Origin of the sequence: Denitrobaculum tricleocarpae (assembly GCF_007004665.1) — a bacterium.
In the GTDB taxonomy this organism is placed as follows: domain Bacteria; phylum Pseudomonadota; class Alphaproteobacteria; order Kiloniellales; family Kiloniellaceae; genus Denitrobaculum; species Denitrobaculum tricleocarpae.
In genome coordinates this window covers 202,368-215,923 of the sequence record NZ_ML660058.1, presented here as the reverse complement: position 1 = coordinate 215,923, position 13,556 = coordinate 202,368, and the positions used below count along the sequence as shown (strand labels likewise).

Here is a 13,556-nt window from a genome sequence, read left to right as displayed (position 1 = left end):
AAGTTCTTCCAAGCCATTGTGATTCCACCATAAAAAATTTGAAAAAACTAAATCTCAAATGCCCCTCAAATAGGGGTGCCCGGCGGTCGCGATCGGCGGCAAAGTCTGCCCACACCGAATTGGAGGCTTGTCATGTTTCACAGAAAGATCGCAAAACTTGCCGCAGCCGCGGGCGTCATGGCGCTCCTGACGCTGTCTTCGGCGAAGGCAGAGACCGTTTCGACCGACCTGCGCGTCGAGCTCCGGCAAGCCGTGACGGCCTATATCGACTCGCATTCGAGCGATGGGGCGTTCCTCTTCCAGAATCCTGTCAACGATCAGGTCCTGATCTACGATCTTTCCGAAGCCTTTACGCTGGTGGTAAAGGCCGGGGAAAAATTCGTCCTCTGCTCCAGCTTTCAGACCCCCGAGGGAAAGACCACCTACATGGACTTCCTGATCGACCGCAGTCACGGCGAAGCCCGGGTGGTTGAGGTATTCGCGGGCCGGCGCAGCATCACACGCGAGATGGTGGAAGCGCACAAGCTGACGGAAAGCAGGTCCGCCGCAATGCAATGACCGCGCCGCCTGAACAGGCAGAAGCCATTTCATGGCCGCCAGGGCCGCCGCTGTACAGTGGCGGCCCTGCGGCTTTTTGCGTCGCTTGCGCGTGAAGACTATTATATATTTTTCAATGCCTTAATTCATTCGGCTACTTTTATCTAAAAGACCCCTCAAATGGGGATGCAGTTTCCGTGGCATCTTCGGCATGCTCCTTCCAGATTGATACGGAGGGCCGTCATGCTTCACAAACTGTTACCCAGACTTGCTTTATCGGCCTGCGTCGCAGCGGGCTTCGCCCATACGCCGGCGCGTGCGGAAACCGCCTCGACCGAGCTGAGATCCGAGCTGCGGGCAGCCATGGTGGACTACATCAATGCCAACTCGATTGACGGAAAGTTCTATCATCTGAACCAAGCGAGCGGCACGCTCGAGACCTACGAGCCCGCCGACGTTTCCGCGGTGGTTCTGAAAGTCGGCGACCACTATGTGATCTGTTCCAGCTTTGAGACCGCGGACGGCAAAACCGTATATCTCGATTTTTTCGCGGTCCAGGCTCAGGGCAAGGCAGAGGTACTGCAGCTCATCGCCGAAAAGCGGGACCTTACCTGCAAGATCGTGCGCGCCCGGCAGGCCGCTGCGCGTTGATCGGGCCCCTGCTCCGGCAACAAGCTGTTTGACCGGCGGCATCTTCTGATTGACGGCCTCCCCGCATCGGCTTAAGCCGGAGAGGATGTCGTCATTCTCCGGAAGCCCTGATCCACCGTGATGCCCGCCCGAGACACCCAGGAAACCCCGCCGCGCTTTACCGAGCCGTTCCGTGATGAGCTCACACAGCTGCTGCGCTGGCGGCGCGACGTGCGGCGCTTCAAGCCCGATCCGGTTCCGGCCGAGGTGATCGGCGAGCTTTTGGACCTGGCCTGTCTCGCTCCTTCGGTGGGTAACAGCCAGCCCTGGCGCTTCGTGGCGGTGGAGAGCGCCGAAGCCCGAACGGCAATCAGAGAAAATTTCGAAGCGGCCAACGCCGAAGCGCTAGAGGGTTACCAGGGGGAACAGGCGGAACGCTACGCCGGGCTCAAGCTCTCCGGCCTGGACATGGCGCCCGTACAGCTCGCGGTCTTCTGCGACGAGCAGACCCTGCAGGGCCACGGCCTGGGCAGCCGGACCATGCCCGAGACCCTGCGTTACTCCGCCATCCTCGCGGTCCACACCCTCTGGCTGACGGCCCGCACGCGGGGTATCGGAGTCGGCTGGGTCTCGATCCTGGATCCGGAACAAGCCACGAATGATCTGGGCGTGCCCGAGAACTGGTCCCTGGTCGCCTACCTCTGCATCGGCTGGCCCGAGGAAGAGCACGAAGACCCGGAACTGGTGCGCCACGGCTGGCAGGACCGCACGGCGGACTGCCGGAAGCTCGAGAGACGGTAGGGCCGCATCCCGCAAAAAAAGAGCAGCGGCCCCGGTGCAGGAGCCGCTGCAGGTGTCAGCGAGTTCCTCTCAGGTCGCTCGCTGGCTTCGACCGCGCCGGGCAAAGATGAAACCGGCAAGGCCGAAACTGAAGAGGGCAAGAGAAGCAGGCTCCGGAACAGCCACTGACGGGCCAGCGGAGGTGAAAACCGCGAAGACCGCAAATCCGTTGTCCGAGAAGTCGAAATCGGAGTCTCCTGTGTTCTCGAACTCGAAGGGCGGTTCTACGAGATCCGGCAGGTTTCGCGCGGAGACGAACTCAAACTTGCCGGGAACCGACTGCGCGTAGGGAATATTCGCGAGGCATAGTTCCGAAGCCGAACATCCGAGCGTGAGCTCAGGGTTTGAGTCGAACAGGCCCGCCGGACCGTCAAGGAACACCTGATCCAACAGGGCCTGGGCCGCCGCCTTGGCGGAATTCGCGTCGGCGAAGGCGAAGTCTTCCGACGGGTTATCGCAGCCAGAGAAAATCGCGCTGCAGGTGCCGTCCCGGAACCTGACGTCGAAGAGCGTTCCGTTGACGTCGACGTTGTCCGCGCCGAGCAACTCTCCATTCTCGACGATCAGCATGGGTACGGCCTTCGCAGTGCCGGAATGTGTTGCAAAAAGGGCTAGGGCCACGGCAAAGGCCAGTCCCTGGAATGATTTCATCATGTTCTGCGCTCCCCAAACTCTATGCGGGGAAGAAACCCGTTTGCATGCAGAAGAACAAGGGCTGGCAGCCATTTTGTCCAATACGCGCGCAAGTTTGTCCGTTTTGGAACAGTGTGGATCGGATTCACATAACTGGACCGGAAAACCACGGGCTTCATTTACCTGGTTGGCCGAACTTACTCCCTGCCCCACATCCGCCTACGCCGAGCAAAGCCGAGGCCTGCGAGACCAAAGCCGAACAGCGCCAGCGTGGCGGGCTCGGGGACGGCGACGCTGGCGTGCCGCGTGACAAGTTCGATCGAGGCCAGCACTCCAGGGACAACGAGATCATCCTCAAGCACAGAGAAGGTCACGCTGTCCTCGGTGAAACTCACACTGCCGATACCCTGAACCGAGTTCAATAAGACGTCCACGATCACACCCGCCTCACCGACCCAGTCCAGATCGGTAAAGACAAAGTCGATATTGGTTGCAAACCCAGCGGGGCCGATTAAGCTCGTGATCTCAATACTGGAGGCACCGACATCGAAAGTGAGTCTATTTCGCGGGTTGAACTCAACGCCACCTCTCACTGTCTCTGTCAAGGGGCCGAGAACGCTTTGACCATTTGAGAAAATTTCCAGACTCACCTCATCACCGATGAGCGTTGCTTTTGCAGTCCCCGGAAGTGTTGCGAAAAGGGCTAGGGCCACGGCCAAGGCCAGTCCCTGGAATGATTTCATCATGTTCTGATCTCCCCAAAATCTCTGCCGCCAAGAAACCCGTTTGTATGTATGAGAACAAGGGCTGCCAGCCATTTTGTCCAATATGCGCGCAAGTTTGTCCGTTTTGGAACAATGTCCGCCGAGATCGGATCTGCAACGCCCTGCCTCCACCTCTTTAGGCTGAAGAGACGGCAGGAGATTCACCCGCTTCGGCTGGCCGGACCGCGCGACGGAGTGCCGGAGCTTCGTGGACGGAGGATGCATGAAAGCAAAGGGGGTCAGTTCCAGGCCTCTCACCGCAAGCAGAACTGACCGAAGTCAAGGCGCTCTTGCGAGTGGGCGCTATTGTTGTTCCAGGCCGGTTCGACCACCAATGACAGGAAAGAATTTGAGATGCGCGCCCTGGAAACCGGGACCAAGTATCCCGCCCTTCACCCGACATTTCACAACAGACACCGAAGCCTGAAGAAAAAGCTCTGCGCTGCCCTGCTCGCGGCCTCATTAGCTCTTCCCCTCGCGCCGGTCTCGGCGGAGGAGGATCCGCGCGCGGCGGTCCAGCTACCCGCTGATGTGGCCGCGGCTTTCCTCGCCGAGATGCGCACGCATATGGCGAACCTGGACGATGTGATGGCGGCGCTGGCCGAAGAGGATTTCGAGGCGGCGGCCAGCATCGCGGAACTTCAGATGACCCAGGGCCATCACCGCTGGGCGTCCATGGCGAAACAGGGCGCGAGCGAGGAGGAGATCGCCGCCGCGAAGGAGCGCTTTAAAGCCAGGCGCGCGGCTCGAGACGGACAGATGGGCGACGGACAGATGGGCGCAGGAGGCGGCCAGGGTCAGGGGAAAGGCATGGGTGGCGGCATGGCCATGGGTCCGGGCTTCGGGCGTTACATGCCCGAGGATTTCCGCGCCATGGGCGACGTCTTCCATGAAGCCGCCGAGTCCTTCGCAGCCACCGCTCGGAACGCGGCGAGCCCCGCGACGCCCGAAGACTACCGTGCCCTTCTCGAGGGCCTGCAGGAGATCACCATGGCCTGCCGTGCCTGCCACGACGCCTACAAAGTGGAGGTCGTGAGGTAGAGTTCCGATTCTCACTATAGACCGGTTTGAGAGCTTCTATTTGCTTTTCCGCCGGGCCAGGATCGCCTGGATGGCGTCCGCCAGCTGAAGCTGCCCGATTACGCCGACCGAGCGCGGGTTGATGTGGGAGAAGCCGTCGATCAGGAAGAGCTCGGTCTCGGGCACGGCATCGCTGAGCGCGATGCTCTCGCTGAAGGGCACCAGGGGGTCCTCACGGCCGTGGATCAGGATCAGGCGGCCGGTCAGGTGCGAGAGTTCTCGGTTTTTCAAGCTCAGGGCGTCGAGCTGTCTTCGCAGGCTTTCCGGCAAGCCTGCGAGCAGAGGCGCGACCTGCGCGGGGTCTTCGTTGGTCATGAGGCTGTAGAGATCGCGGCCCTCGGGACCGAGTTGCGCGACGAGATCCCTGCCCTGCCCATCAAGCAGAGCCGCGCGGCCGCTGCGCTGCCGGATATCGGCGATGGCGGTCAGGGTGGCGCGGTCATCCGGATCCGTCAGGGCCTCGATATTGCCCGAGAGGAAATACCACTTGGCGGGCCGCAAAGGCTGAGCGCTGCGCCAGCGTCGCTCGCCCGGCACACGGTAGGCGCCGGTGGTGGTAAAGCGCACGATCTCGGTGGTGTCGTAATAGCCGCCCAGCCCGACCAAAAAGCCGGTGCGGTCTTTCGCGTCCGCTTCCGTGGTGGCCAGGACCGCAAGGCCGACCGCATAGGAGATGGCGACGACACCGACCTGGGGAACTGTCCCTTCGCCGTTTAAAGCCTCGATCTCGGGTCGGCTTGAAAGATGCACCATGGCATCGGCGATCCGCCGCGCATCGCCCAGGCGCACCCGGGTTTCGCGGGACCCCAGCAGATCCGGCACCAGCACCAGAAAACCGGTCCGGGCAAAAGATCTGGCGAGCGCCACCAGCCGCCGGTCGTTCTTGCCGCTCGGGGTGAAGCCCGGGACCAGCACCAGGGCGCCGTCCAGATCGTCGGGATCGGCGCGGTTTGGGTGGTAGAGATCGGCAGTCTGTAAGGGACCCGGCCGGCCGTTCTCCGGCTGGACGACACTGTAGCTGATCTCCCGCCGGGTCGGGGTGGGCGTCGTCTCCTTCAGCGCGCTGGGGGCCTCGCCCGCATCGATATCCTTGAGCACCCGCACCGCCTCCCAGCTTTCCGGCGAGACGCAGGCGGCGAGCAAGAGCGGAAACAGGAGGACCAGGAAGGCTTTACCGCTCAGCGTGAAAAGGTGTGATCGTTGCAGCCTGACCGGCATAAAGCGTGGCTTCATTTCCCGACGAAGAGCCGCAGATAAGCCGGATCCGCGACCAGCAGCACGACAGGCAGCCAAAAGGCAACAAAGCTCACCACCGCCAGCAGGGAGTTGCCCCGGTTTCCAGGCGCATAAAGCTCTTCGAACCGGAAGTGATTGCCCGAGGCCTCCAGCGCAATGCGCACGCTCCGAAAGGCATAGAGCTTGAAGAGGTAGCCGAAGGCCGCCGTATAGACAAAGAGAATGAAGAGATTTGTGCCGGAGGAAGTGCCGGTCATCACAGCTGGGTCCTAAGGTTTTGAAAGCGCTCAATCATAATGTTGGCGATGAAGAGCTAAAATCAATCGCGATTCGGCTCTCTCCCACCCAGCCATCACGCTCTAACCGCCGGAGAGACCTTTAAGCGTCTCGCTCGGCGTTTCCTCGAACTGCTGGCGGTAGAGCTTGGCAAAATGCCCGACGCTCGAGAAACCCGCGGCGAAGGCGACCTCGCCGACCGTGTTGTAGCGGCGCAGTAAAATAAGATCGCGGGCCACGTTCAAACGCACCGACCGGATGAAGGCCGCCGGGGTCAGGCCATGCAGGTCTTTCAGGCGGCGGCCCAGTGTCTTCTGGCTGATACCGAGCGTGACCGCCAGCTCATTCACATCGAAGCCCGGCTCACCGATGTGATCCAGGACACACTCCGTCGCGCGCTCGAGGAACTGCTGCTCGGCGGAGAGATGCTCCTTCTTTTCAGGATCGTTCGCCAGCGCGGTTTCGAGGGCCTCGAGCCGGGCGTTCGTGGCTTTTTGTACTTCAGAGAATTCATTTTCGATGGAGGTCAAGTTTTGCTTTAGCGCTTGAACCTCGACGACCGCGGCCTGACGCTGCTTTTGCATGACGGCAGCCATTGCCGATATCGCGATCATCATGAAGACCGGCTCACAGAACACCGCCACGAAGTAGGTCATGTTCAATGGCCGCATGAAGACCAGATCGAATGCGGAGGAGGTCGGTTCGATGGCGGCGGGCGACAGGAATCCATAGGCCCCGACGCCGATACCGAACACCAGTGCCGCCAGGCCTGCCGCCACCCAACGGGCCTGGACCAGCCCGGCGCGATGCTTGCGCAGCGACAGAGCCAGAAGTATCAGCGGCACCAGGGTTCTCAGGAGAAACAACAGCCCTGAATATCGCCAGGGGTCCGCGACCGCCACCAGAACGACGACGGCGCCGACAACCAGCAAGGCCCGGTACAGCAGTTCCTCGCGCTTCGAGCTTTCCCCGGTCGTTAACAACGCGCGGCAGAACAGGATCAGGATAAGCGTGCCGACGCCGCCGCAGAAGACCGACCAGCGGGCCACGAAAGTTACCGGCAGGTTCATGAAGGGGATCTGCGCCAGCCAGTCATGGTAGATCAGCGCCAAAGCGAACTGACTGGCCAGGTAAGAGCTATAGTAGACAGAAAAGCGTGGCGCGATGTGCCGATAGAGGATCAGGCTGACAACGGCCATGATCGCCAGAAACCCGACAATCGACAGGAAGAGATTGTTGGTGACCTTTGAGAGGTCCGCCAGAAGGCCTGGCGAAATCAGGATCGGCGTTGTCTTGGGTGCGAAGGTACCCGAGATCCGAAGATAGAAGGTCGTGCTGCTGCCGGCTTCGAGAGACAATGGCACGGCAAGCCGGCCGCTTTTCGCGGGCCGCTCCAGATAAGCCGTGGTGCGTCCGGTCCGCGACACCAATGTAAGGCCAGCCGCCGTTTGCTCGTAAAGCCGGATGTCATCGACAATGGCTTCCATCGTTGTCACGAACCAGCGCTTCTCCAGGTCGGAGGGGTTGGTAACGTCGAAGCGGAACCAGAGAGCCCCGCCCGGCGGCGGAACGGGATAACTCGAGAGACAGGGATCGGCCAGAAAGTTTTCGGCCAGGATTCCTGCGGGATCGACCGTGCCGGCGGCATCGGAGAAAGTGGCGACGGACAAAGGCCGGGCTTCGCCCGGCGGACTTTCGGAGAGCGTATTGGCGGGCAAAGCCGCGCCTGCTTCGCTCTCACAGCCGATGGCGGCGGCAGCCTTTTCGTCCGCCAACACCGGCGAGACCGCAGGGTAACCGCCCGTCAGCGCGCCGACGATCAAGAGCCCCAGTAGAAATGACAGACAGTGCCGGTAAAACCTGATCATCGCCTTCTGATCACATTTTTCTCTTTTAATGGTCAAAGACGAGATTCCCGAGTTCTCTCGCGCGAACGTCAGGTCATAGTAAACACCAATTCATTAGTAAAGTCTGTGCCGGCTTACGTTAACACCAAACCAACTTTCGATAGCACTCGAGACCCTGCGCCGGGCTGTTCTAATGGCCGGGGCTGCTCTAGAGATCCGTCAGGCGGCCATAGGTCTCGGGACGGCGGTCGCGGAAGAACTGCCAGGTGTTGCGCACCTCGCGGACCAGCTCCATGTCCATGTCGGCAGTGACCAGTTCGTCCTTGTCTTCACTGGCTTCGACCAGGAACTCGCCGCGCGGATTGACCACATAGGAACTGCCGTAGAAGCGGCCGATGTTCCAGGGGTCTTCCGTGCCGGGGCGGTTGATGGCGCCGATGTAGACGCCATTGGCCACGGCGGAGGCCGGCTGCTCCAGCTTCCAGAGATACTGGCTCAGGCCCGCGACGGTGGCCGAGGGGTTGACGATGTACTCGGCACCGTTCAGGGCCAGCGCGCGCCAGCCCTCGGGGAAATGGCGGTCGTAGCAGATGTAGACGCCGAGCTTGCAGAAGGCGGTTTCGAAGACCGGCCAGTTGGAGCTGCCGGGTTTGAAGAAGAACTTCTCGTAAAAGCCGGCGACCTGGGGAATGTGGGTCTTGCGGTACTTGCCCAGATACTTGCCGTCGGCGTCGATCACGGCGGCGGTGTTGTAGTAGATGCCGGTGATCTCTTCCTCATAGATCGGCACCACGATCACCATGGAGTGCTTCTTGGCGTACTCCTGCATCAGCTTGACCGTCGGCCCGTCGGGAATCTTCTCGGCGGCGGCATACCACTTGGCGTCCTGGCTCGGGCAGAAGTAAGGCTGGGTAAAGACCTCCTGGAAGCAGAGCACGTTCACGCCCGCCGCCCCGGCCTGATCGATGAAGGGGATGTGCGCCTCCAGCATCTTTTCGCGAATGCTCTCGGGTGTGCCTGAGGTATCCCCCTTCAGACCAACCTGAATCAAACCTGCCTTTACCGTCGCCATGGTGAAACTCCTGTAAGTTTTTTTTCGGAGTTCGTTTTCGAACTCCTTGTTTTCGCTCAAGCGCCGCTCGGGCTGCGCGCCTCAATGGCGCTAGTTCTCGGCGATGCCTCGTCCGGAGTTCCTTGCCGAACTCCTTGTGTTCGCTCAAGCGCCGCTCGGGCTGCGCGCCTCAACGGCGCTAGTCCTCGGCGATGCCTCGTCCGGTGTTCCTTGCCGAACTCCTTGTGTTCGCTCAAGCGCCGCTGGGGCTGCGCGCCTCAACGGCGCTAGTCCTCGGCGATGCCTCGTCCGGTGTTCCTTGCCGAACTCCTTGTGTTCGCTCAAGCGCCGCTCGGGCTGCGCGCCATCTGGTTCTCGGGTCTCGCAAAGCGATCCCCTTTTTCGCTCAAGCCCCGCTCGGGCTGCGCGCCTCAACGGCGCTAGTCCTCGGCTTTGCCTCGTCCGGTGCGACCCGCGAACAAATCGAGCGGTAATCTTGGACGGAAACTGACCAGGTGGTCAAGAAAGCTGATTGCAAGGAAGGACGATCAGAGGCCGAAGGCGCCGATGACCGCACCCTGAAGCAGCAGCACGCCAAGCCAGTGGCCGCCGTCGATGACGCTCAGAGCGCGTTTCTGGCCTTGAAAGCCGTGATTGATCAGCATGGTGGTCAGAACAAAGCCCAACCAGATGCAAAAGCCGGTGACCAATCCGTTGGCCAGAGTGACGGACGGCGCGGAGGACTCGCCGCTTCCAAGTGGGATCATATGTCCCAGCACAGCCGCCAACATGAAGGCCATCACCAGTTGGGAGACGATCGCAACGATGTAAACCACCGGCGAGGACTCGCTCTTGACCTGCTCCTCGGTCTTGCCGATCGCCGCCATCCAGGGCCTGGCAAGCGTCATGTAATAGACCGCGCCGAAGGCGAAGGACGCGATCCCCGCCACGACCACGGCAATGTAATTGATACCGGAAAAAAGCATCTTTCCTGATCTCCCCCATAGTATTTTTGGGTCCGGGCCACCCGACGCCGCCCCAGACCCCTGCCCCAGTTTCCGATTGTATCGCACGCCATCGCCCAAAGCGACAAGGTGGCGGGGTTATTCCTGCTATCCCGTCGTTCATCGGCTGAACACCCCGGGGCGACCGCCCTGCTGTCTCGGTCGTTTCTCGTCAGATGCCGTCAAATCTCAGCGGCCCTGATTTGCAATGATCTCATTAATGCTGCTTCCGTTTCTCCCGGTTGTTTTTCGGCCTGCCTCGTGTCTTTCCAGTACCGCCATGCTTGAAACAAATAACCTTCAACGCTATTCAGCCGAAAATCAAACGAACGGACAAGCACACCAATAATTAGAACTCACCACGTCATTGTATTTACTTAAAATAGAAACAGAAATCAAAATTCCACGATTACGATTAATTGCATTAAGACTGCTAAAACCAGCGGATGAAGCGTCTGATCATTAATCTTATATTTATAGAAAATCTTGTAATTACTTAAACAACGAAACATACCATCGTACTACACCAGGGACTGTCGGATCATGCTTGGACGAATTTTTTCTTTACGGAAAAGCGCTGTGGACCAGACGCTGGAGCAGGCGCTCGATGCGGTCGTATCGATCGACGCGAAGAACCGGGTTACCTTCTTCAACAAGGCGGCGGAGCAGCTCTGGGGCTACGCGCGCGGGGAAGTCATCGGCAAGAATGTCAGAATGCTGGTGCCGGAAGAAATCCGTGCCGGGCATGACGAACTGGTCGACGCCAACCGGACGACGGGCCAGGACAAGATCGTCGGCACATCGCGGGACGTGGAAATCCAACGCAAGGACGACAGCCGTATCTGGGCCAACCTGTCCCTGTCAAAAGTCAAGCACGGCAAGAGCATCACCTATACCGCCTTTGTCAAAGACATCACAAAGGAACGCGAATCGCGCGAGAGGATTACCCAGACCCTGGAGCAGGCCCTCGACGCGGTCGTCTCGATCGACCACAACAACATCGTGACCTTCTTCAACGCCGCCGCAGAGACGCTCTGGGGCTACGGTCGTGACGAGGTCCTGGGGCAGAACGTCAAGATGCTGGTGCCCGACGAAATCCGCGCCGGACATGACGAACTGGTCGACGCCAACCGGACGACGGGCCAGGACAAGATTGTCGGCACCTCCCGGGACGTCGAGATCCAACGCAAGGACAACAACCGGATTTGGGCCAACCTCTCGCTCTCCAAAGTCGATGTAGGCGGACAGATCAGCTACACCGCCTTCGTGAAAGACATCACCGAAGAGCGCAAAGCGCGCGAGATGATCAACCAGACCCTCGAGCAGGCATTGGATGCGGTGGTCACCATCGATGAAAACAACATCGTGACCTTCTTCAATGCCGCCGCCGAACAGCTCTGGGGCTATAGCCGCAACGAGGTCCTGGGCCAGAACGTCAAGATGCTGGTGCCCGACGAAATCCAGGCAAGCCACGACGAGAAAGTGAATGCCAACCGGACCACGGGCCAGGACAAAATTGTCGGGACCAGCCGCGAAGTCGAGGTTCAACGCAAGGACGGCACGCGGGTCTGGGGCGCGCTTTCGCTGTCGAAGGTCAAGCTGGACACAGAGATCGTCTACACCGCCTTTGTGAAGGACGTGGACGAGGACGTCCGGCGCCGGGAACAGTTCAAGCTGCTCTCACTGGTCGCCAACGAAACCGACAACTCGGTGGTCATCACAGGCCCCGAAGGCCTGATCGAGTACGTCAATCCCGGCTTTACCAGGTTGACCGGTTACGATCTCGAACAGGTTCAGGGCAAGAAGCCCGGCGACGTTCTGCAGGGTGCACACACGTCCCAGGAGACGGTCGCGCGTATCCGCGAGAAGATTCAGGCCCAGCAACCCTTCTATGAGGAAATCCTGAACTATTCCGCGAGTGGAGAACCCTATTGGATTTCACTCTCGATCAATCCGGTCTTCGACAAAAGCGGAAAGCTCAACAAGTTCATTTCGGTTCAGGCCAATATCACCGAAACCAAGCTGGATGCCCTGGCGTCCAATGCCCGCATCGAAGCCATCCGGCGCTCCAACGCGGTTATCGAGTGGAATGCGAACGGCCAGGTCGCAGACGTTAATTCCTTCGCACAGGAGCTCCTGAAAACCGACAGCAGCGATTCCGCTATGCTCAGCCTTTCAAAATACGTCACCAACGACGAGCAGCAGAACCTGAAACGCGGCGCGCCCGTGGCCAAGGAGTTTTCGCTGGAGAACAGCGCCCGTGAGACCATCTGGCTGTCGGCCACCTTCCAGCCGATCATGGACGTATCGGGCGCACTGGACCGGATCGTCATGAATGCCTCGGACGCGACCTCACGGCGCGTCGCCATCGCACAGTCGACCGACCTGATGTCGGGCGTTCTCGACCGGATCGACGGCGTCGCTTCGCAGATCAACCAGCTCTCGTCCCAGACCAACCTGCTGTCGCTCAACGCGACGATCGAAGCCGCCCGCGCCGGCGAGCACGGCCGCGGCTTCGCCGTGGTCGCAGAGGAAGTCCGGGAGCTGGCCGGCCGCTCGTCCGGATCGGCGACCGAGATCGGCAACCTGATTTCCGAAACCAGAGGCCAGATCGAGAAGCTGGACCTGGCGGGTTAGGTTGAAGGCTTCTAGGCCGCGAAATCTTCACAGAGGGCGTCGATCAGGGCGCGCACCCGCTTCGGCAGCTTGCGTCCGCCGGGATAGATGACCTGCAGCGACGAGGGCGGCGGCTCGAACGCCGGGAGCAGTTCGACCACCCTGCCCGCCGCCAGATCCTCGCCGATGTCCCAGTTCGACTTCAGCGCGATCCCGTGTCCTTCGCAGCACCAGCGCCGCACCAGCTCGCCATCGTTAGCGAGCCGGGTGCCCCGGACGACAAAGATCCTGCGCTTTCCCTCCAGCATGAAGGGCCATTCCTAATCGATGTTTTCGCCGAAACGCATGAGCAGGCAGTTGTGATCCGCGAGGTCGCCGGGATGTTCGGGCGTGCCGTGGCGTTTCAAATAGTCTGGCGAGGCGCAGACCAGGCGGCGATTGTCGCCCAGCTTTCGGGCATGGAGCGATGAATCTTTCAAATCCCCGAACCGAATCCCCAGGTCGTGGCCCTGGGCGACCAGATCGACATAGCCGTCGGTGAGGGAAAGATCCACAGTGACATCCGGATGCGCCGCCATGAAACGGTCCAGCGTCCGGGCGACCCGGTGACGCCCGAGGTCAAAGGGTGCGCTGATCCGGATCGGTCCTGAAAGCCGCTCGACACCGAGGCGCACACGGGCTTCCAGATCCTTGGCCTCACTGACCAGATCACGGGCACCTTCCAAGAGCACACGTCCCTCGTCGGTCAGGCTGATTGAGCGCGTCGTACGGTTCAGCAGCCGCGCGCCGTAGTGCGCCTCCAACCCGGCCAAGCGCTCTGTCACCGCCGCCGGTGACAGGCTGAAATCGCGGCCTGCGGCGGCCAGGCCGCCCTTTTCAACGATCCGCAGGAACAAAGCGAGTGTATCAAGCCGGTCCATTATTCAGAATTTCCGAATTATCATTCCTGTTTTCTCGCAATTAATTCTGCTCTCGACAAGAACTAGATTGGAGAAGACCTCAGGCCCGTCGGCTGTTGTCCTGCAAACCCGCGTAAATTGGA

12 protein-coding genes and 1 pseudogene are annotated in these 13,556 nt (G+C 60.4%); 5 read left to right on the top strand and 8 right to left on the bottom strand.

All coding sequences use genetic code 11. The features are described 5' to 3' along the window. The first annotated feature begins 132 nt into the window (after nt 1–132). The 3 genes from FKG95_RS20070 to bluB all read left to right on the top strand — a co-directional run bounded on the left by FKG95_RS20070 (nt 133) and on the right by bluB (nt 1,968). Complete coding sequence (locus tag FKG95_RS20070; protein WP_142898194.1) at nt 133–558, top strand: hypothetical protein; 426 nt, start codon at nt 133–135, stop codon at nt 556–558. 222 nt (nt 559–780) lie between these two features. Next, nucleotides 781–1,188 carry a hypothetical protein gene (locus FKG95_RS20065; protein ID WP_142898193.1) on the top strand — a complete coding sequence of 136 codons (408 nt, stop codon included), beginning with the start codon at nt 781–783 and terminating at the stop codon, nt 1,186–1,188. 120 nt (nt 1,189–1,308) lie between these two features. Beyond that, nucleotides 1,309–1,968 (top strand): 5,6-dimethylbenzimidazole synthase, encoded by a 660-nt coding sequence (bluB, locus tag FKG95_RS20060; protein WP_142898192.1) that lies wholly within the window; start codon nt 1,309–1,311, stop codon nt 1,966–1,968. Between the two features lie 69 nt (nt 1,969–2,037). Here bluB and FKG95_RS20055 read toward each other — a convergent pair whose 3' ends face one another. Both FKG95_RS20055 and FKG95_RS20050 read right to left on the bottom strand, forming a co-directional pair. Further along, nucleotides 2,038–2,661: a PEP-CTERM sorting domain-containing protein gene (locus FKG95_RS20055; protein WP_179954188.1), complete on the bottom strand. Its 624-nt coding sequence runs from the start codon at nt 2,659–2,661 to the stop codon at nt 2,038–2,040. A 176-nt stretch (nt 2,662–2,837) separates the two neighbouring features. Then, nucleotides 2,838–3,386: a PEP-CTERM sorting domain-containing protein gene (locus FKG95_RS20050; RefSeq protein WP_218940278.1), complete on the bottom strand. Its 549-nt coding sequence runs from the start codon at nt 3,384–3,386 to the stop codon at nt 2,838–2,840. A 372-nt stretch (nt 3,387–3,758) separates the two neighbouring features. On the opposite strand from FKG95_RS20050, the gene FKG95_RS20045 reads away from it, so the two are divergent. Next, nucleotides 3,759–4,445, top strand: coding sequence for a cytochrome c (locus FKG95_RS20045; protein ID WP_142898190.1), 687 nt, complete (start codon nt 3,759–3,761; stop codon nt 4,443–4,445). 36 nt (nt 4,446–4,481) lie between these two features. Here FKG95_RS20045 and FKG95_RS20040 read toward each other — a convergent pair whose 3' ends face one another. The 5 genes from FKG95_RS20040 to FKG95_RS20020 all read right to left on the bottom strand — a co-directional run bounded on the left by FKG95_RS20040 (nt 4,482) and on the right by FKG95_RS20020 (nt 9,880). Further along, the gene (locus FKG95_RS20040; RefSeq protein ID WP_142898189.1) at nt 4,482–5,702 is read right to left on the bottom strand and encodes an alpha/beta hydrolase family protein; all 1,221 of its coding nucleotides are present in this window, start codon (nt 5,700–5,702) and stop codon (nt 4,482–4,484) included. Between the two features lie 11 nt (nt 5,703–5,713). Beyond that, nucleotides 5,714–5,977, bottom strand: a complete 264-nt coding sequence (locus tag FKG95_RS20035) for a hypothetical protein (protein WP_142898188.1) — start codon at nt 5,975–5,977, stop codon at nt 5,714–5,716. Between the two features lie 102 nt (nt 5,978–6,079). Next, nucleotides 6,080–7,864 carry a helix-turn-helix domain-containing protein gene (locus tag FKG95_RS20030; RefSeq protein ID WP_142898187.1) on the bottom strand — a complete coding sequence of 595 codons (1,785 nt, stop codon included), beginning with the start codon at nt 7,862–7,864 and terminating at the stop codon, nt 6,080–6,082. 187 nt (nt 7,865–8,051) lie between these two features. Further along, nucleotides 8,052–8,915, bottom strand: coding sequence for a nitrilase-related carbon-nitrogen hydrolase (locus FKG95_RS20025; protein WP_142898186.1), 864 nt, complete (start codon nt 8,913–8,915; stop codon nt 8,052–8,054). 527 nt (nt 8,916–9,442) lie between these two features. Beyond that, entirely contained in the window at nt 9,443–9,880 is a 438-nt protein-coding gene (locus tag FKG95_RS20020; RefSeq protein WP_142898185.1) for a DUF1761 domain-containing protein, read from the bottom strand. Between the two features lie 597 nt (nt 9,881–10,477). Here FKG95_RS20020 and FKG95_RS20015 point away from each other — a divergent pair. Continuing rightward, entirely contained in the window at nt 10,478–12,535 is a 2,058-nt protein-coding gene (locus tag FKG95_RS20015) for a PAS domain S-box protein (RefSeq protein WP_218940277.1), read from the top strand. Between the two features lie 11 nt (nt 12,536–12,546). Here FKG95_RS20015 and FKG95_RS20010 read toward each other — a convergent pair. After that, nucleotides 12,547–13,434, bottom strand: a pseudogene (locus FKG95_RS20010) (LysR family transcriptional regulator). Nucleotides 13,435–13,556: the final 122 nt, after the last annotated feature.